Origin of the sequence: Caballeronia glathei (genome assembly GCF_000698595.1) — a bacterium.
GTDB lineage: Bacteria > Pseudomonadota > Gammaproteobacteria > Burkholderiales > Burkholderiaceae > Caballeronia > Caballeronia glathei.
Map to the genome: position 1 here is coordinate 1 of NZ_JFHC01000099.1, position 20,461 is coordinate 20,461.

A 20,461-nucleotide genomic window follows, 5' to 3' on the forward strand; every position below is an offset into this window, starting at 1 on the left:
AATTGATGGTGCGCCGTGCTGTCTGAGGCATGGCTGGCGAGCGGCCGGTGACTAGCGACGGTTCGCTCGCAAGAGCAGTTTCTGCGCCGCCGTCTGAATGACTGCTTCAACCTTGGAACCCGCTCTTGCAGGGGCGACGTGACGAAGGACCGCCGTGAGGGTTGCGAACCGCCGATCGACGGCAGGCTATCGCCGCTTAATGTTGCAAGATCATCGTCGGGTCGGGCATAGGCTCGATCCCCGTCGTTCGTATGTGAGCGAGGGCAGGCACTCCAGGTGCCGTTCCACTCCGATGCCGGCCATTTGCTACGGAAGGCTCGCCTGCGCCCTTTCAGTCGTTTTGATCGCTCACGGAAGGAGGCATGGCCTCGCGCGTTCCCGCTGGCATTTGCTACGATAGGGAAACGCAGAATACGCTCGTATCGGCACGACGTTAAGTCTTCCGGGTTGAAGCACTCGCCCGGACGTCTTTCTGGGCAGACGAATAACTTGTCCACACAGGCACTGATGCCTGGCTCTGATGTGGTTTTGCGGCGCGCCCACGCGAGGTGAAAGCAGACACCCGGGAGGAGCACATGATCATCACCAATTCGCAGTCGGGTACGAACGTCGAGGAAATCGCCGACGGCTTGTATCGCATCAACACGCCGGTCATGATCCCGGGCGACTCGGGGGGCTTCTCGTTCAATCAGTATCTGATCGTCGATGATGAGCCGCTGCTGTTTCATACCGGGCCCCGCAAGATGTTTTCCCTGGTGCGCGAGGCGCTGACGAGCGTCATCGATCCGGGGCGACTCCGGCACCTTGCCTTTTCCCACGTCGAGGCGGACGAATGCGGGTCGCTCAACGAGTGGCTTGCAACGGCGCCTCACGCGTCACCGCTGTGCGGTACCGTTGCCGCGCTCGTTTCCATCAGTGATCTCGCCGACCGGCCGCCTGTCGCCCTGGCGGACGGACAGGGTGTCTGCCTCGGAAGTCATACCGTACGGTGGATCGACACGCCCCATTTGCCGCATGCGTGGGAATGCGGCTTCCTGATGGAGGAGCGAACCCGAACGTTGCTTTGCGGCGACCTGTTTACGCAGGGTGGAGCGAATCTTCCGCCGCTCACTACGTCGGACATTCTGGGGCCAAGCGAAGCATTTCGGCGCAGCATGGACTATTTTTCGCATACTCGAAACGCCGACGCCATGTTCGAGAGACTGGCTGAACTCGCGCCGACAACGCTGGCATGCATGCATGGCAGTGCCTGGAGCGGCGATGGCGCGGAACTGTTGCGTTCACTGGCCCGGAGCGTGCGCGAATGATCGGCTGGCGGACGCACTCGGTATGAACGGTGTGATTCCGCGAGAGTCGGACGCGAGAGCGCGAGGCGCCGCTGGTCGTCTGTTTTCGTCTGCGATTCCTGCTGCGCGTTGGCGATGTTGAGGTCGTTCTGGTTCACTCGCAGGTCAGTGAAGGTCCGCGAGGGCAACTGGCCGACTCATTCTCTCCTTGTCTTCGGTTGTTCGGGTTGCGGGTCGCGTCCGGATTGCGTCGGTGCCCTCGTACACGCATCCGGGGGCGTCACATAGGCCACGTCGTCGCAGCAGCACGCATAGACCGGAAACCCGTACGCATTCGTGCGGATGATTTTGGTTGGCCCGTGCAGCGGGCACACTGCGTCCATGTCGTCTCCTTGAACTCATGATCGACCGACTCGACCTCGTAGACGCGGCTCGTCAGTTCGGAACCCCCAAGCGCCGGTTCGACTTGTCGTTCACGTCCGACGCTCGAGGGGGTGCCTGAACGCAGTCCGCAGCAATATTCTACGCCCCCTGCATGTCGTGAAGGCGCCATGGATGTGGGGCATGTCCATCGTGATCACCTCGGTATCCCATGCTCAGTGACTGAGCAGAGCATTCAATCACGTCGGCCAAAAAATCCGATGAAAACGACAGGCTCAGGCCGGTCAATTCCGCGTGAGCGTAAACAGGCGGTGGTTAAGGTCGTTTAAGGACATTCAAGTCTCAGCTAAGGACCTCAGGGTCTCGATTCAGCAACGTTGGGGTTCGATGCAAAGGAGTTAGTGGATGCGGCAACACCTGGTTGTCGCGCGGCGGAGTTTGATCATCGCGAGAAAAAAGGTATGCCCGCATTCCAGGCACGTATGTGTGAGCGGTGGCGGCTCCGATTCTTTTTGTGTGCTGTGCCCGGCGGACGGGGATTCCAGACTCGACGGCCACCTGTCGCGGCGCAGGCCTCATACGCACAACATGCGGGGGCGTTGAAAAATAGATCGCGACAGTTCTTCGGAATGCGCCCACACTGTGCAGCGTAGCGGTCGCCTTCGCGGCCGTCGATGCGGGAGCAGGATGATGGCAAAGAGTCAGGCACGTGGTAATCGAGAGGCCAAAAAACCGAAACAGCCGAAGAAGGTAGCCTCTCCCGCGGAAGTTGCCTCCTGGGGGACCTCCCCCAAAAGCACCGTAGCCAGCGCACCCACGAAGACGAAATAGCCGATACGCGCGTACGCGGATCGATCTCTCCGCCGCGCAGTCCAGAGCGAAGACGTGCGAGCACGTCGACGTCTCCATCTCATCTCCCTTTTACTCTCGAACCGGTCACGAAAGCGGTGAGGGCCGGCGTATGCCGTACCGTCGCCGATGGTGAGCGGCCGTCGTCCTGTGTCCGCCGCCAACCGGTCGCCAACCGTTCGCCAACGGGGCCGCCAACCGGCCGATAACGGTTATGAACACGGTTTTCCGCTATATCGCATCGCGTCGCCGGCCGTCTTCCCTGTGGGCCGATACGGCGCCGGTGCGTGACGAACTGTTCGGTATCGAGCGATTGGAGCAGCACGCCCAGAGTCTCGCCAACGCTCAACCCGTCACGAAGACGCCGGCCGCCGTCCTGTCGCTCCATACCAGGCTCGACGACAACGCCGCCGTCCTGCTGGCCGCCTATCGGGCGAGTGCCGACGAGCTGGAGAAGGGCCGCGGAGTGGTACCGGCCGCCGAATGGCTGCTCGACAACTACCACCTCGTCGAGGAACAGATCCGCGAAATCCGCGAGGACCTGCCGCCGGGCTATTACCGTCAGTTGCCAAAGCTCGCAGCGGGCCCGTTCGCGGGCTATCCGCGCGTATTCGGTGTCGCGTGGGCGTTCGTCGCGCATACGGACAGCCATTTCGATCCGCAGATCCTGCGGCGCTTCATCGATGCCTATCAGCGCGTTCAGCCACTGACCATTGGCGAGCTATGGGCTGTCGCGATCACGCTGCGCATCGTACTGATCGAGAACCTCAGGCGCCTCACGGACCAGATCACGGCGGGACGTGCCGCGCGCGCGGACGCGGATGCGCTGACCGACCGTTTGCTCGCGTCGGGCAGCGCCCGCTCGGCTCTGGAGGCGGATATTTCCACGCGTTCGTCGGGCGTGTTGTCGGAGCTCTTTGCTGCGCAACTCGCCAAGCGTCTGCGCGACCAGGACCCGCGCACCACGCCGGCGCTCAGCTGGCTCGAAGAGCGGCTGAAACTGCAAGGTGCGTCGATCGACGCAGTCGTGCAGCACGCGCAGCAACGGCAGGGCGCATCGCACGTGACCGTACGCAATGTAATTACCAGCATGCGCCTGATTTCCGACATCGACTGGGCCGAACTGGTCGAGAGCGTGAGTCTCGTCGACACCCGACTGCGCGCGGAAAGCGCCTTCGCCGCGATGGATTTCGCGACGCGCAATCTCTACCGCAGCGCGATCGAACAGCTGGCGCGCGGCTCGGAGTTGGCGGAACTGGAAGTCGCGGATCTCGCGCTTCGATCGGCGCAGGCTGCGGCGCTCGTCGGCGACGCCGAATACGCAGAGCGTGCGGCCGATCCGGGGTTTCATCTGATCGCGGAAGGTCGCCCGGCGCTTGAGCGGGCAATCGAATTCCGCCCTTCACCGCGCCTGCGCATCATGCGGTTCAACGCGCGCCTTGGCATCACCGGTTACGCCGGGGCGATCCTGATGGTCGCCGCGGCATTGCTTGGGCTGGCGTTGTGGATGCTATGGTCGCTGGCCCCGCGAGGGCTCGATGCGACGCTGATAGCGCTCTTCGCCGCATGCGGATTTTTGCCCGCCACGGAGATCGCGAGCGCGCTGGTCAACCGGGCAATTACCTGGAGTTTTGGCGCGGTTACGTTGCCAGGTCTCGAACTGACGTCGGGCGTGCCTTCGTCGCTGCGCACGCTGGTCGCGGTGCCGACGCTTCTGACGAGCGAAGCCGATCTGCGCGAGCAGATCGAACGCCTCGAGGTGCACCACCTCGCAGGCGCGGGCGGCGACCTGTCGTTCGCGCTGCTGGTGGACGGCCTTGATGCGGATCAGGAGGTGATGGCTGGCGATGCCCATTTGCTCGCCGTCGCTGCTGACGCCATCGCAGCGCTGAACCGGCAATATGAACCGGGTGCGGGTGGCAGCCGCTTCCTGTTACTGCACCGCCGCCGCGTATTCAACGCGAGCGAGAACACATGGATGGGCTGGGAACGCAAGCGCGGCAAGCTGCACGAACTCAACCGGCTGCTGCGCGGCGCGACCGATACGACCTTCATGCCGATCGGCGGGCGCCCGCCGCATGTGCCGGACAATGTGCGCTATGTGATTACGCTCGATGCCGATACGCGTCTGCCACGCGATGCCGCAATGCGGCTGATAGGCAAGATGGCGCATCCGCTGAACCGGCCGAGATTCAGTGACCTCGAGCAACGCGTCGTCGACGGGTACGCGATTCTTCAGCCGCGCGTCACGGCCTCGCTGCCAGTCGGACAGGAAGGCTCGCTGCATCAACGCGTCTTCTCGGGGCCCGGCGGGATGGACCCGTATGCGGCGGCTGTGTCGGACGTCTATCAGGACCTTTTCGGCGAGGGTTCATACACCGGAAAGGGGATCTATGACGTCGATGCCTTCGAAGCGGCATTGCATGGACGCGTGCCGGAGAACGCGCTGCTGAGTCACGACTTGTTCGAAGGGGTGTTCGCCCGCGCCGGCCTGGCGTCGGACGTCGAGGTGGTGGAGGAGATGCCAGCGCGTTACGACGTCGTGGGCAAGCGGCAGCATCGCTGGACGCGTGGCGACTGGCAGTTGTTGCCGTGGATCATTGGCTATCGTGGACGCGGCCGTCACGCGATACCGCCGATCGGACGCTTCAAGATGATCGACAACCTCCGCCGCTCGCTGCTGGCGCCGTTCATGGTCGCCGCGCTCGCGGTGTCCTGGCTGATGCCGATGCGCTCCGGCATCGCGGGCGCGCTCTTCGTGCTCGCGGCGATTGCGATCCCTGCTTTCCTGCCGGCATTGTTCGCGATCCTGCCGCGTCACGCGGGCATCCGTCTGCGCAATCACTTGGGCAGGCTCGCTGCCGACGTACGCGTCGCCGGACTGCAAACCGCTCTGTCGACCGCATTTCTGGCTGATCAGGCGTGGCGCATGGGCGACGCGATCGTTCGCACGCTGACGCGTCTGCACGTGACCCGCCGGCGTCTGCTCGAGTGGACGACGGCGGCGCAATCGCAAGGTAGTCCGCGCCTCGACCTGCACGGTTTCTACCGGCGCATGGCGGGCGGTACGGCTTTCGGGCTGGCGCTTTCGGCGGGGGCGATCGTGTATGCGCCGTCGAATTGGCCGCTCGTGTTGCCGTTCATGCTGCTGTGGCTCGCCGCACCGCCGCTTGCGCTGTATTCGAGCCGCTCGCCAGCCGTAGCGCGGCGCTTTGCGATGTCGGATCCGGACACGCGAGACCTGCGCCTGATCGCACGGCGCACGTGGCGCTTCTTCGAGACCTTCGTCACGCCGGCAGAAAACATGCTGCCGCCCGACAATTTCCAGGAAGACCCGAAGCCGGTCGTCGCGCACCGGACTTCGCCGACCAATCTCGGCCTCTATCTCCTGTCGGCGATCGCCGCTCGCGATTTCGGCTGGGCCGGCACTTCGGAGACGGTCGAACGCATCGAAGCGGCCTTCGCTTCGATGCAGAAACTCCAGCGTTTCAGAGGACACTTCTATAACTGGTACGGTACGCTCGACCTTCAGGTGCTGGCCCCGGCTTACGTTTCGTCGGTCGATAGCGGCAATCTGGCGGGCCATCTGATCGTTCTCGCCAACGCATGCGAAGAATGGCTGCATGCGCCGCTCGCGCCGGCAGCGCGGCTGGGAATGACGGACAACCTGCAGCTCGCGCGCGAAGCCATCGACGCGCTGCCCGGTACAAGCGGCGAGCGCGGCAAGCAGCTTGCAGCGGTCCTCGATGAGATCGACGCGCAATTGTACGGGCCCAGGTCGCTCGAGGCGTTGTCGCCGTCGCTCGCGCGTCTGACGGAAAAGGCCGCAAAGACAGCCCGTGACATCGTGCCCGCGGGCGGCGACGACGGTTCCACCGAGCCGCTCTTCTGGATCGACGCATTGACAAGGAGCGTCGTCGAGCATGGCCGCGACCGGCAACAACTTGCCGACGTGCCGCACCGCCTGCAGGAACGCCTGAAGGCACTCGCCGATACGGCGCGCGCGATGGCGCTCGGCATGGACTTCGCGTTCCTGCTCGATCCCGAACGCAAGCTGCTGTCAATCGGTTATTCACGGTCCGACAACCGCCTCGATCCAAACTGCTACGACCTGCTCGCCTCCGAGGCGCGGCTTGCGAGCCTTTTTTCCATTGCGAAAGGCGACGTGACGACGCGTCACTGGTTCCGCCTTGGCCGCGCCGCGACGCCGGTCGGCAACGGGTCGGCGCTGATCTCGTGGTCGGGATCGATGTTCGAATACCTCATGCCGTCGCTCGTCATGCGCGCACCCGTCGGCAGCCTGCTCGAACAGACGAGCCGCCTGGTGGTGGAACGGCAGGCAGCGTACGGCCGGGCTCTCGGCATTCCGTGGGGCATTTCGGAATCGGCATATAACGCCCGGGACATCGAATTCACTTACCAGTATTCCAATTTCGGCGTGCCGGGTCTCGGCCTCAAACGCGGTCTTTCTGAGGACCGCGTGATCGCGCCATACGCAACGGGGCTGGCCGCGATGGTCGATCCGCAGGCAGCGCGGCAGAACTACGCGCAACTCGCTGCGATGGGCGCGCTTGGACGTTATGGCTTCTACGAAGCGCTCGATTTCACCCGTTCGCGGTTGCCCGATGATGAAGACGTCGCGATCGTCCGCAATTTCATGGCGCATCACCAGGGCATGACGATCGTCTCGATCGCGAACACGTTGCTCGGCGCGCAGATGCGATCGCGCTTTCACCGCGAGCCGATGATTCAGGCGAGCGAACTGCTGTTGCAGGAACGCATGCCGCGCGACGTCGCGGTGGCGCATCCGCGCGCCGAAGAAGTGAACACGGCCGCCGCCGTTTCCGGCGCGGTAATACCGAAGCTCCGGCGCATCGACGCACCCGCGACGGCGGGTGGCGCGCCGGTCACTCATCTGTTGTCGAATGGACGCTATGCGGTGATGCTGACCGCGACCGGTGCAGGTTACAGCCGCTGGCACGACATCGCGGTGACGCGCTGGCGCGAAGACCCGACCCGTGACGATTGGGGCTCGTTCATCTACCTGCGCGATACGCGCAGCGGCCACGTGTGGTCGGCGGGCGCACAGCCGATGGGCAGCGAAGCCGAATGCGAAGATGTCGCGTTCGGCGAGGACCATGCCGAATTCACTCGCCGCGACGGATCCCTGACGACCACCATGGACGTACTGGTCTCCGACGAGGCCGACGGCGAAGTGCGCCGCGTGTCGCTTGCGAACAGCGGACGACGTACCCGCGAGATCGAACTGACGTCGTACGCGGAGCTCGTGCTGACGACGCCCGCCGCGGACAACGCACATTCCGCGTTCGCGCGGATGTTCGTTCAGACCGAACATCTCCCCGAATTCGGCGCACTGGTGGCGACGCGCCGTTTGCGTTCACACGACGAGCCGGAGGTGTGGGCTGCGCATTTCGCGGTGGTGGAAGGGGAAATCTCCGCTGATCCGCAGCATGAGTCGGATCGCGCGCGCTTTTTGGGTCGAGGGCAAAACGCGGGCACCGCGGCTGCGATCGTCGGCGAGCAGCCGTTGACGAACACGGTAGGCACCGTGCTCGACCCGGTGTTTGCGCTCCGCTATCGGGTGCTGGTGCCGCCGGGCAAGGTAGTGCGCGTGACCTTCTGGACCGTGGTCGCCGCATCGCGGGCGCAACTCATCGACCTGATCGACAACCACCATGACGGCAACGCATTCGATCGTGCCAAAACGCTCGCGTGGACGCGAGCGCAGGTTCAGTTGCGCCATCTCGGCATCGAGGCAGACGAGGCGGCGGACTTCCAGCGCCTGGCGGCGCCGCTCATCTACGTCGATCCGCGCTTCAGGGCGCCGTCGGACGCGATCGTTCGAGGGGCGGGGATGCAGTCCGGTCTGTGGCCGCACGCCATTTCCGGCGACCTGCCGATCCTGCTGCTGCGCATCGATCACATCGACGACATGGCTCAGGTTCAACAGTTGTTGAGGGCGCACGAATACTGGCGAATGAAGCGTCTCGGTATCGATCTGGTGATCGTCAATGAGCGGGCGTCGTCGTATGTCCAGGAGTTGCAGATCGCAATCGAGACCGCCGTGCGCAGCAGTCAGTCGCGGCCGCGGCTGGGCGAAGTGCCGGCGCAGGGGAGTGTCTACACGCTGCGCTCGGATTTGATGAGCGTCGACGCAAGAGCGTTGCTGCGCTCGGCTGCGCGCGTCGAACTTGTTGCCCGCGGCGGTTCCATCGCCGAGCAGATCGCCCGTTTGCCGCCGGTGCAGCGCCAGGTGTCCGCGTGCATACGGCGCAAGCCGCCGGCGGTATCGCCGCTTGCCGCGGCTTCGCCGGTTTCTGCGGGGCTCGATTTTTTCAACGGTCTCGGCGGTTTCGACAAGAACGGCCGCGAATACGTCACGGTCCTTTCCGCCGGCGCAACGACACCTGCGCCGTGGATCAACGTGGTCGCGAATCCTCGCTTCGGCTTCCAGGTATCGGCTACAGGGAGCGGCTGCACATGGGCCGAAAACAGTCGCGAGAACCAGATCTCGCCTTGGTCGAACGATCCGGTCGAAGACCCCGCCGGCGAGGCCATCTACGTGCGCGACGAAACGAGCGGCACCGTATGGTGCGCCACCGCGCAGCCGATCCGCGACGAAGGCACGTACATCGCGCGTCACGGATTCGGATACAGCCGCTTTGAACACGAGACACACGGCATCGCACTCGACTTGCTGCAATACGTGCCGCTCGCCGATCCCCTGAAGATCTCGCGGCTGACGCTGCGCAATTTGTCTGGTGCGCCGCGCCGTCTGTCGGTAACGGCGTGGATGGAATGGGTACTCGGCACGTCGCGCGGCGCTTCGGGGCCGTTCATCACGACAGAGATCGACCCGGCCACTGGCGCGATGCTGGCGCATAACCCATGGAGCGTTGCCATGGCAGGGCGCGTTGCATTTGCCGATCTGGGTGGCCGGCAGACGGCCTGGACCGCGGATCGAACGGAATTCCTCGGGCGTAACGGCGGGCCCGTCATGCCACTCGCACTGACCGGCAACACGCCGCTGTCCGGCGTTACCGGCGCGGGCCTCGATCCGTGCTCGGCGCTTCAGGACGTCATCGAGCTTGGCGTCGACGAGGCTGTCGAAGTCGTGTGGCTCGTCGGGCAATGCGCTTCGGTCGACGAGGCGCGAGTCTTGATCGAACGCTATCGCAGGACCGATCTCGATACAGTCCTCGCCGACGTGACGAGGCACTGGCAAGCCGTGCTCGGCACCGTTCAGGTCAGGACGCCCGATCGGGCGATGGACCTGATGTTGAACGGTTGGCTGCTCTATCAGACACTCGCGTGCCGTATGTGGGCTCGTTCGGCGTTTTATCAGGCGAGCGGCGCCTATGGCTTTCGCGACCAGCTGCAGGACGGCATGGCGCTCACGCACGCGCAGCCCGGCGAAACACGCAGGCATTTGCTGCGCGCCGCGTCGAGGCAGTTCGTTGAAGGAGACGTTCAGCATTGGTGGCTGCCGCATTCGGGGCAGGGCGTGCGAACGCGCATTTCCGACGATCGCGTCTGGCTCTCGTACGCGAGCGCAACCTACATCGACTGCACGGGCGATGCGGCGGTGCTCGACGAGATCGTGCCCTTCGTCGATGGACCTCCTCTGGCGCCCGGCGAGCACGATGCCTTTTTTCAGCCGATGATCGCTGACGAATCGGCGACGCTCTTCGAACACTGCGCGCGAGGACTGGATCAATGCATCGAGCTGACGGGCGCTCATGGCTTGCCGCTGATCGGCACCGGCGACTGGAACGACGGTTTGAATCGGGTCGGCGCCGGCGGTCAGGGCGAAAGCGTGTGGCTCGGCTGGCTGCTGATCAGGACGATCGAGCTATTCGCGCCGCTGGCCCAATCGCGCGGCGATCAGCGCGCCGCGCGCTGGCGCGCCCATGCAGTGTCCGTGCGCGAGGCGCTGGAGCGCGATGCATGGGACGGCGAGTGGTATCGCCGCGCGACCTTCGACGACGGCACGTGGCTGGGTTCCAGGCAAGACGACGAATGCCGCATCGACTCGATCGCGCAGTCGTGGGCGGTGCTCTCGGGCGCAGCCGACCCGGCGCGCGCGGCGCTCGCCATGGCCTCGCTCGAACGGCACCTGCTGCGCCGCGAGGACGGGCTTGCCCTGTTGTTCACGCCGCCGTTCGACAAGACGCCGCGCGATCCCGGCTATATCAAGGGTTATCCGCCTGGTCTGCGTGAGAACGGCGGGCAGTATAGTCACGCGGCGATGTGGGCCGTCCTTGCATTTGCGAAGCTCGGGCATGGTGACAAGGCCGTCAGGCTGTTCTCGATGCTCAATCCGGTCAATCATGCGCGCACGCCGATGGAGGTCGCGCGCTACAAGGTCGAGCCATATGTAGTTGCCGCCGACGTGTATTCGGTGCCACCGCATGTCGGGCGTGGCGGCTGGACCTGGTACACGGGGTCGGCCGGGTGGATGTACCGGGCGGGCGTCGAGGGCATACTGGGGATTCGTCGCGAGGCGGACGACCTTGTGATCGATCCATGCATACCGGATGCGTGGCCCGGGTTCGACGCGACAGTCGATATGCATTCGACGCGCTACCACATCCGCGTGGAAGCTTCACGCGGGCACGGCACGACGCATGTGCAACTCGACGGCGCAGGCATTGATTGCAACGATGGTCGTGTGCGTGTGCCGCTGGACGGGAAATCGCACAGTCTCGTGATTTCGCTTCGCACGGCAGTGCACGAGGACGTCGACTCCGGCGAGCAGGTCGCATGACGGGGCTTCAGTGCGCAGCACATGGTCCTCGCCGATCGCCACGTTTGCGCAACGTATCGATCTGTGCGCGGGCGGCATCGTGCGAACGGCCGGTCGGGATCGCGCTTGCAACGTCGCCGGTATAGAGCGCATTAAATCCGGCCGAGTCTGAAGCGCCCTGTTGATTTCGCATCAGTTGCACGTTCGAGCAGATGCCTCCGCTAGCCCCGCTCATGTTGAGACAGCGCTCCTTGCGCGGACACGAAGCAGGCATCTGCAGCAACCGTTAGATAACGGCACGGACCACGCCTACATCGGCGCGAAGGGCTGCACCCGTAGTAGCAGAGGACAAACCCGAGCAAACATACACCACGAGGTGTGCGACTTCGTCCGGCGTCGTGAGCCGCTTCAGCAGTGAGCTTGGCCGTGCCTCCTCGAAGAACGTATTCTCAAAGTCATGAAGTGACTGCCCTTGCGACAGCTTCTCCACGAGCACATTGACACCCTCGGAGCTTGTGGGCCCTGGAAGCACTGCATTGACAGTCGCCCCTGTGCCGGCGCACGTCTCGGCTAGACCGCGCGAGATGGCAAGCTGAGCGATCTTTGTCATGCCGTAGTGAATCATCTCGACGGGAATCTGAATCGCTCTCTCGCTGCTCATGAATACCACTCGCCCCCAGTTCCGTGCCTTCATCCCCGGCAGATATGCGCGAGATATCCGCACGCCCGACATCACATTGATATTGAAGAACCGCTGCCAGTCCTCGTCTTCGGGTGACGCTGGCGGTGAGTCAACTGGAGCAGGAAGTCGGAGCGACACTGATCACACGCATGACGCGGCGACCGGTGTTCACGCACGAGGGTCTGGCATTGCTGACGAACGCGCGCCGCATTGCGGATGAATGGGACGCAACGCTCACGAGCCTCAAAGAGGACGGGCTGCTGACCGGGCCAATGCGCGTGACATCGACAAACGACTTCGGCCGCGTTCAACTGCGGCCTGCGCTCGATCGCATTCAGGCGCTCCATCCCGGCATTCATAGGAGGCTGTTGCTGAGCGATAGCACCGTCAACCTGATCGACGAGCATATCGATCTGGCGCTGCGCAACGGTTCGCTAGCGGATTCGGGCTTGCACGCTCTTGGGCTTCGAACTCTCCTGGGGAGCGTTCGCCACGACCAGTGGAGCGGAAGTTATAAGCCACTTCGGAATTGCATTACCTTCGTAGCCACGACAGGCGAGGGAGTGGTAATTCCCAATTCCAAAGACATGATCAGGTGCTACGCTCAATCAAATATCGTATCGGGCCACCTTCGCATTTCCACCCGAAACGTAACCAACCGAGACCCCACAAACGTTATCGTCGAACGCATAGCTGACGGCTGCTCGAAGGCACCTCCTGACGCCATATGAGTGATCGGGCGCGTTATTAGAATTCGTATTCGCAATATCCCGGTAGTCAGTTGAATGCACCTGGCCTCAAACAGCTAAAGCACGAGAAGCACCGTTCATTGTGGCAGAGAGCGCGCGCCCGACCGGCGAGTTCACGGATAAATGTCGAGAGCTGGCTGGGAATCGTACGGTTGTCGGCCGTGCTTAAACGACGCAGACGGGTCGGTCGGCACCGGCGACAGCGATTGTTGTTGCCGATGTCCTTTTGACCCGGATTCCGACATTCGGCTGAACCGCCAGAGTGGGCTACGAATCGTTGTTGCTGAGGCATTTTGCTTATTAAAAAGCGTCGCCAGTGCGCTGTCAGCGCGTGCGGCGATATTGTGCAGGCGTCGACATGCAAGCTCGCTTTTCACGACCACGTCGCACCAGGAGAGACTCGTGAACCAACTTGGCTTTGCTCTCATCGTAGCGCTGCTACGAGCTTTTTCGCTGCTCCCTTACAGGTGGGTCGCGAGGCTTGGCAGCGGGCTCGGTGCAGCGTTCTATGCGTTTCCAAGCCACCGCAAACACGTGGTCCTGGTCAACCTGCGCCTCTGTTTCCCCGCCAAGACGGATCGAGAGCGCGATGATCTTGCGAGGGACCACTTTCGCCACGTGGCGCGCAGCTATTTCGAACGCGGCATTCAATGGTTTGGCAGCGCGCGATCGCTGAAAAATCTTATCGAGATCGACAGCAAAATCGATCTTTACGACAAGAATGCTCCGCCTACCATTTTCATGGGCTTTCACTTCGTGGCCATCGAGGTTGGCTGCATCCTTTACTCGACGCACCTGCCTGCCGCCTCGTTGTACACACGCATGTCAAACGCACGCTTGTGCGACTTGGCGAAGCGACAACGCGGCAGGTTTGGCGCAGAGATGATCGAGCGCTCAACGAGCGCCAGAAAGATCGTGGGACTACTGCGCTCAGGCAAACCAGTCATGCTCGCGGCAGACATGGATCATGGCGTTGACAACTCGGTTTTTGTCCCTTTTTTCGGCGTTCCCGCCTGCACGCTCACTTCCGTTTCGCGACTTGCAAGACTGGGCCATGCGCGGGTCGTACCGTTCGTGACCGAGGTGCTGCCGAATTACCGTGGATATAAGTTGACAGTCTTTGAACCGCTCGACGATTTCCCGTCCTTAAGCGACGCGGATGACGCGCGTCGCATGAATGCGTTTCTCGAGGGGCAGATTTTGAAATGTCCGGAACAGTATTACTGGGTACATCGACGCTTCAAGCATCGTCCACCGGGAGCGGCAGGGGTCTATTGAACAAGCCTTCTTGCCGGCGAACCGCCGAAGCGGACGATCCCGGCGCGCCGTGCTTTGGTTGCTGAAAGGTGTCGACATCGTCAAGGAGCGGAGCGACGTTCATCCGACATACGCTCATATCGACCGCCTGCTCCCAACTTAAAGCGGGTGCCGGACCCCACCACGGTGCATCAAATGAAAAGAGCGTCGAGCGCCCTAGCTTGCCGACAGATATCCAACCAGCATTTTGAAAACGACATGCATCCCCGGCACCTCGGAAAACCCGCTGCTTGCGACTGTGCGGTCCAACGACGCTCGCTCGGGCGGGATGAAGACCAGCCGCGCATGCTCCCACGCGTCATCGGCCGCTGCCGCGCGGCGAACGATTTCGGCTGCTGCGAATGCCTGACCCGCCCCCTGCATATCGGCGACTGCGACGACCGTTATATCAAGGGTTTCCAGATTGCGGACCAGGCCGAGAATCTTCACGCTGGCAGCGGGCATGTCCGCCTCGGATATGTGCAGTTCTTCCGACAACGCGCGTAGGACGGCTCGATCGAGCGTACCGGCCTGAAAATCTATCGCCTCAAGGCCCTCGCCCAAGCCGAGCGTCCATCGGTTGGCATGCACGGCTACCTTGTTACCGCGCAGCGCTGCGAGCACGAGCCCTTCAGCGGAGACGACGGCTACCACGAGACCGGCAGACGAGACGAATCCCGCAGGAAGGTTTGCAAAAGTGGCTGGAGCTTCGTTGTGCAGGTTCCTGAGACACTGTTTCAGCGCCCGAAGTTCGCTGTAGCGAATAGGTCCTCCGGACAGTTCGACAACGTTGCCGCGAACGGAAATATGCGAGGGCTGAACTCGCACGCTATCGAAGGCAAGCCGCTTCTTCCACTCGGCGAGCGCCTGAGGGAATTGTGTTGCCACCTCCCCGGGCACAACGAAGGCCTGGTCGGGAAGGAATGCAACCGTCAAGTCGAGACCGGTTCGTTCGTACGCAACGACTGTGACCGGACAGGCTGATTTCATCGATGTCGGCTAAATCGGCAGGGGTGACTGGAAGTGTACGACCTCGTCGCTGCGCCTGGGGCTTCACGGGTCAGCCAACTCTTGCCTTGAAGTGCGCAAAACGCCATGATTGGCGAGACTTCAGAAGGTACGCATGCGCGTGTTCACTGCGCGCCCCCGGAACAGCGTGTATTTGCTCCGTCGAGGACATCGTGGACTGGAAGTTTTGGAACAAATCAACCCCCCATTCGCCTGCCTCGTCAGAGGGACCAACTGACACCTCCGAGGCATTGCGGCTTTTGCTTGGCATGCTGATGCGAGCAGACACGCCGCCCTTTTCCAACTGGAACGTGTCCGGTGTCGTGTTTGCGCCCAACATCGAAAACACCGCACAGAGTGCGTCGAAAGGCTATCTGCTCGCCCTGTGGTTCTGGGTTTTCGCGGAAAAGCACGGGGTCGTTGCCGCGAGAATGGCTCGCGACACGTTTTGTCTGCTCGCAGACGAAGCTCAGCCTTCGACAGGGGACGCTCTCGACACTCTGATTGAACTGGAGAATAGGATTATTCAGTCATTTGATTCCACACGGCCTGAACATCGCAGCTTCGTGCAAGGTGGCCGATCTGTGGAACTGCCGATGGAGTACTTTCTGGCGACGGGCTTCCTGCTCCAGGAATCCGGCTCGCCATACTACGGTCGAACAAATGTGGATTTTGAGGGTAACGACATCAAGCTGGCGGTCTGCCTTCGCAACGCCACTGAGCAGGCGCTGCCGATTTTCAAACCCATGGTTCAGACCCTCCAGGGCTTTGACCCGAGCTCCTTGCCCCGCTGGAAGTGGAGCGCCTCGCCAGGCGCTCTCGAGCGACATCTGCAGCGCCGCTATAACAACCCCCTCTTCCCCTTGCATCGTCAGGTTGTCACCTCCAATGACGTCTATGAAGCGCGTGTTGCGAGTTATCAGACCGTCGCCGCGATTCGGAAGGAACTGGCTGAGCTTGCTCGTGAGTTCGACGGACACGCGCAGTTGCCGGTCGACTGGCACCCGATTCTCAATGGGCTGAGGGAGCGGCTGGACATACTTGAAGACCATCGTCTGATGGCAGGTGGCGAGAACGAGTCGCTCGGACATTCAATCGCCGAACTGCGAGGGAGGGTCATGGGAGCCTGGCGCGCCGCGCTTCACAACAATGCTCGCCAACTCGCTGCGCTCGAGAACGCCGAATCCCTTCAGCGAGAACGCCACGCGGCGAATTATGCAACGGATTGGATGCGCCAGTTGCGCAGCCATGCCTCTCCGATACCTCCACAAGAGGTCGTCGCAGCGCTCTTGAGTGACCCGCCGGCGGAAATCGAGAGAGCAGTTGCCGCCATGCGCGCCGAACCGCAACTGCACAGTACCTTGGAGAACTGCCGCATGTACGCGCGAAAGCTTGCGGGAGAGGTCCGTAGCGCTGGCCATGCGGTTACGGATCTGGATGAAAAGCTGCGTATTCTCGATACCGCATAGCAGTCGTCCCGTTGTCTTGCTGGCAGCGGCCGCAAGGATAGCCGGGCCCCTTGTCACCATGCAAAAGCGACGGATGCGGCGAAATGGAAGCCTGGCCCCGCAGTGGATAACGGAGAAGATACCCATGAGCAAGGAAAAATCCAGCCCCGGCAAGCAACGCCGTACCGAGGTGATGGGGGCACCCTTCGTCGAGCGCGCAATGAGCAATCTCGATGGATTCTCCCGACCGTTGCAGGAGTGGCTCAACGAGCACGCGTGGGGGAGTACCTGGCTACGGGATGAATTGGACCTTCGAACGCGTAGTCTGTGCACTTGCGCGATGCTGGCAGCGCTCGGGAGAAGTGCAGAACTCAAGGGGCACCTTCGCGGCGCATTGAATAATGGAGCAACACTCACCGAGATTCGCGAGGTGCTGCTTCATAGCGCAATTTATGCGGGCGCGCCGGCCGCGGTCGAAGCTTTTCGGGCGGCCCGCGAGGTAATTGATGAACTCGGAATCGAGGTCACTGACTGAAGGATGGTCACCGGCCTCGACGCCTGTCAGCTGGAAGGGCTCTCTGGAACGAATAGCGGCGCTTGAATTTCCAGGAGCGCGCCCGCGAAACTACCCACCGATAAGCTTGAGAAGTGCCGGCACCGTAAGGACGGCGGTGTAGTAGCCCACGAATTGCACGCCTGTGTTAAAGCCGATACGTTTTGACAGTAACCCTCCAAGCAGCCCCACGGTCAGAATGACCAGAAGACCAAGGAGTTGTCCCTCCCACACGCTGATCGCCACAATCAGGCCCACGAACGTAGCGATGATGGCTTCGTGGCTCAGCTTCTTCGAGACTGAATGACGCGGCCCGGTGCGCATAGTTCATCGAGAAGGGGTACGCAATGAGCGCAGCCAGCGCCACCGCCAGCAGACCGAATCCGAGAAACTCCCAAGTGCTCAGCATCGTGTGCAAAGCCGAACCAGCTGTCATTCGCACAATCGGATTCGCCCGTAATCACTACTTTGCCGGAAGCTTTCTGTCGAATGGCTCGTCGTCAATCACAACGGTATTGGCCATACGGTCGTGCAACCCTTGTTTTTGCGCGTTGAACAGCATCGGCAAGAAACCCGCTCCGCATGTCGCGAAGCACACCAGATAGCCGAGTGTGCGCAGACTGGCTTGCCTTACAGTCATCTGTCGTCCAGTGTCCCTATCAACGATTCGCAAATGCAGCGCTCGCTTTCCCGGCGATGTGCCCCATATGGCCCATAGAACTCCGGTAGCCAGTACCGGTAGACATTGTCCGATTGCTAGCCACAGAAGAATGGTTGCAGTGAGGGAATCCGGTGCCATGAGAAGGTCCTCCGTTGAAGGACCGAGAGGGATAAAAAGCACGATGACAGTCCACCAGATTGAATCGATGGCCAGTGCCCAGGCGCGACGGGAATAGCTTGCATAACGCATTAGTAGATTCACGTTAGGTTTCGTACTGGAGGAGTCGGCCGCTGGTAAGAATTCGACTGGGCTTCCTCGGCAACGGGATGATGCACGCAAATCCAGTCATCCGCACCGGCCCTCACGGGCAGATTCCCCGGGGCGTCTGGCTGCTGGAGTTTGTTAGCCTCTTCGTGGATACATCGCCTGAAATCGTCGATAGCGTGATGCGGCAAACCGTTTGTGAAGCTTCTGTTTTTCCTGGATGGCGCGGCCCAGGGCACACATCCCACGTCGCAACGCCACTTTCACCGCACTTCCAGTCACTGCGCTTTTCGGCGCGACGCGCCAGTCGCCAAGACGCTGTTTGGCTGGCTGTCGCCTTTCATGGTCGCGGGCTTCTTCTACCCGGGCAGTGGCGTCGGCCTCGACATTGCCATTCTGGTTCGGCAACGGGTTTTTATCATCTATTTACTTGCAACCGATTCCGGAGGGCGTAAAATCGCGCAATTGTCATCGACGGGGCTGATGCCTTGGATACCTGCAGCAGTCGACCTTCCTACAGATTCGCTGCCTGACCGGCAGGACGTCCGCGCTCCCTTTCCCAGCCGCCGTCTTGCCACAGGCAGACGGTGCGCACCGTAGTTACTTTCTCCGTGCACCACAAAGAGCACCATATGGATCCCGCGAATGCGCACGTCCATGTGGGACCGAGTCGCGAGCGTCAACTCGTGGCTGCGCCCGTTCGCGCCATTATCACAGGCGAGGATGTGCGCGTAGATGAACACCCGCGTACCAGACGCCGGAAAGGAGCCGTCATGCCGGACAGTGACTGTTATCCCATATGCACCTCACTTTTCCCTTTACCTGAGGGAAGCGAGTAGACGTTCGTGGCCACGCGCATAGTGCGCTCGACTCCGCGTCTGCTGGCTTTCTGAGAACCGCGTTAGCCAAAACGCTCGGAGAAATTTCATGAACTTCGGCCTCCTCTTGTCCCAACTTCCGCAGGTCCAGGAATCGCGCATCCATTACGATGCCATGCTGTCGTTGCAACCCCGCAAACACGGGCGCTTCGCTGTATTCATGCAACGCCTTAAAGCTCTTTTCTCGTAATTTCGTGCGCTCACTGCGCCATACCACCGACGGTGCCGTCGCTCGACGGCACCGCCCTTGCATGTGCCCGAAGACGCGGAGGCAGCTTGCCCTGACGCGCCAATCTACCGGGATGGCTGGGGTGCGAGGCTATGCGTACTTTAAGAATCCGGCGTTCTACTACGTCCGGTTCTGGCTTCTTCGCTTGAAATGCCGACGGAGCATGTCGGTGAACTGCGGGCTTGCGCGTAGCGTTGACATGCTGGCCCTGGTCGCACGAGTCTTCGGCGGGATCCAAACTTCCGTCTAGCCGCCAGCCGCGAACGCAGCTGACGCGAGCGTCGCCGTCAACAATGGCGAATCCTATTCGTTTGACGATTTCTCCTTGCCTGCGGTTTGTTTCAGCCACTGTTTGCAACCAACACCCTGCCCGACGCATCCGCCGTCACAGCCAGGGCAATATCGCCGGTCTCGTATGTCAGCGTTGACGCGCCAGGCGCTGTCGTTCGCCGGACTTGCCGTGCGAACAGCATGGCCGTTTTCGCAGGCATAGACGTTCGGCTCCCCAGATATCCCGCGTTTGACTGCATCGTCAATTACCTCTTCACCGAAGACTGAGCGCAGCTTCGCCGCGAACGCAGCCATTTCGGGCATCGAAGCAGGCCAAGGCTTCCGTGCGGCGCTAAGGCTGAACTTCAGCGCGTTGTCCTGACTGACGACAATTACTACCGGATTCGGGGGAGATATTGGAAGCGATCAGTCGCGTGACGCATGCCGGCTGGCCCGGAAACGGGGATCGGTTTGGTCCGCCCAGTCGAGCGCGTGTTGGACCAAGGCGATCCGCCAGGGCGCGTCTACGAACACCATTCGGACAATAGACAAGGCACGCCTTGTTCTCTCGACTGTGAGGCACGCTTGCCCGCTCGGTAGAGCGTGCGCCAGCCGACGAATCTGCTCAGACTTCGGACACGATGTCAGCGATGCCGCTGCATAGGAGGCAATTTCATCGCAAAGCAGGAGCCGTGCATGTGCTTCACGAGCCTAAGGTGTGCGATACAGTGCACGCCTTAACGACCATGCATAAATAATCAACCCGCTAGCGCGCTTCACTCTTCGTTAAAGGCATGAATGGTGGCATAGTGCAAGTGTGACATTCTCAAGGAGCCCTCTATGGCCACCCTCGAACAAATCCAAAGCGAAATGAAACGACTCCAGGCACAGGCCGAGGCCATGATGGCGAAGAAGGCGAAGACGGTCCTTGCTGACATCCGAAAGTTGATGGACCAGCACGGGCTGACCACGGCAGATATCGACGCGCATTCCGCTACGAAAAAGCGCGCTGGTCGTCCGTCAGGCGCCGCGTCCGCGAAGGGCAGCGGGGGCAAGGCAGTAACCAAGGCGAAGGCGGAGAAGGGCAAGTTGCCGCCGAAATATCGTGATCCAAAGACCGGCGCGACGTGGAGTGGACAT

11 protein-coding genes and 2 pseudogenes are annotated in these 20,461 nt (G+C 61.8%); 9 read left to right on the forward strand and 4 right to left on the reverse strand.

Features of this window, described 5'->3' with window-relative positions:
- The first annotated feature begins 575 nt into the window (after positions 1–575).
- Together BG61_RS34590 and BG61_RS34595 are read left to right on the forward strand one after the other, a co-directional pair.
- The gene (locus tag BG61_RS34590; protein WP_035925637.1) at positions 576–1,307 is read left to right on the forward strand and encodes an MBL fold metallo-hydrolase; all 732 of its coding nucleotides are present in this window, start codon (positions 576–578) and stop codon (positions 1,305–1,307) included.
- 1,423 nt (positions 1,308–2,730) lie between these two features.
- Positions 2,731–11,304: a GH36-type glycosyl hydrolase domain-containing protein gene (locus tag BG61_RS34595; RefSeq protein WP_035925640.1), complete on the forward strand. Its 8,574-nt coding sequence runs from the start codon at positions 2,731–2,733 to the stop codon at positions 11,302–11,304.
- Between the two features lie 265 nt (positions 11,305–11,569).
- Here the strand turns inward: BG61_RS34595 and BG61_RS34600 are convergent.
- Positions 11,570–12,055, reverse strand: a pseudogene (locus tag BG61_RS34600) (SDR family NAD(P)-dependent oxidoreductase); the annotation flags it as partial.
- A 14-nt stretch (positions 12,056–12,069) separates the two neighbouring features.
- On the opposite strand from BG61_RS34600, the gene BG61_RS44380 reads away from it, so the two are divergent.
- Entirely contained in the window at positions 12,070–12,696 is a 627-nt protein-coding gene (locus BG61_RS44380) for a LysR family transcriptional regulator (protein ID WP_232255969.1), read from the forward strand.
- Between the two features lie 420 nt (positions 12,697–13,116).
- On the forward strand, positions 13,117–13,992 hold the full coding sequence (locus tag BG61_RS34610; protein ID WP_035925643.1) for a lipid A biosynthesis lauroyl acyltransferase: 876 nt from the start codon (positions 13,117–13,119) through the stop codon (positions 13,990–13,992).
- Positions 13,993–14,187: 195 nt separating this feature from the next.
- On the opposite strand, the gene BG61_RS34615 is transcribed toward BG61_RS34610, so the two are convergent.
- Positions 14,188–14,946, reverse strand: a complete 759-nt coding sequence (locus BG61_RS34615; protein WP_035942769.1) for a hypothetical protein — start codon at positions 14,944–14,946, stop codon at positions 14,188–14,190.
- A gap of 245 nt (positions 14,947–15,191) precedes the next feature.
- Between BG61_RS34615 and BG61_RS34620 the strand changes: the two genes are divergently transcribed.
- Together BG61_RS34620 and BG61_RS34625 are read left to right on the forward strand one after the other, a co-directional pair.
- Positions 15,192–16,487, forward strand: coding sequence for a hypothetical protein (locus BG61_RS34620; protein WP_035925649.1), 1,296 nt, complete (start codon positions 15,192–15,194; stop codon positions 16,485–16,487).
- Positions 16,488–16,611: 124 nt separating this feature from the next.
- The gene (locus tag BG61_RS34625) at positions 16,612–17,001 is read left to right on the forward strand and encodes a carboxymuconolactone decarboxylase family protein (protein WP_035925855.1); all 390 of its coding nucleotides are present in this window, start codon (positions 16,612–16,614) and stop codon (positions 16,999–17,001) included.
- Between the two features lie 90 nt (positions 17,002–17,091).
- On the opposite strand, the pseudogene BG61_RS34630 reads toward BG61_RS34625, so the two are convergent.
- Together BG61_RS34630 and BG61_RS34635 are read right to left on the reverse strand one after the other, a co-directional pair.
- Positions 17,092–17,437 (reverse strand): annotated as a pseudogene (locus BG61_RS34630) (tripartite tricarboxylate transporter permease); the annotation flags it as partial.
- 45 nt (positions 17,438–17,482) lie between these two features.
- Positions 17,483–17,941: an RDD family protein gene (locus BG61_RS34635; protein ID WP_232255970.1), complete on the reverse strand. Its 459-nt coding sequence runs from the start codon at positions 17,939–17,941 to the stop codon at positions 17,483–17,485.
- 201 nt (positions 17,942–18,142) lie between these two features.
- Here BG61_RS34635 and BG61_RS45115 point away from each other — a divergent pair, with 201 nt between their 5' ends.
- From BG61_RS45115 to BG61_RS34645, 3 genes are all read left to right on the forward strand, one after another.
- Positions 18,143–18,544, forward strand: coding sequence for a hypothetical protein (locus tag BG61_RS45115; protein WP_174479757.1), 402 nt, complete (start codon positions 18,143–18,145; stop codon positions 18,542–18,544).
- 327 nt (positions 18,545–18,871) lie between these two features.
- Positions 18,872–19,012, forward strand: coding sequence for a hypothetical protein (locus BG61_RS43460; RefSeq protein WP_169743334.1), 141 nt, complete (start codon positions 18,872–18,874; stop codon positions 19,010–19,012).
- Positions 19,013–20,161: 1,149 nt separating this feature from the next.
- On the forward strand, positions 20,162–20,461 hold a 300-nt coding region (locus BG61_RS34645; RefSeq protein WP_035942772.1), incomplete at its 3' end, for an H-NS histone family protein.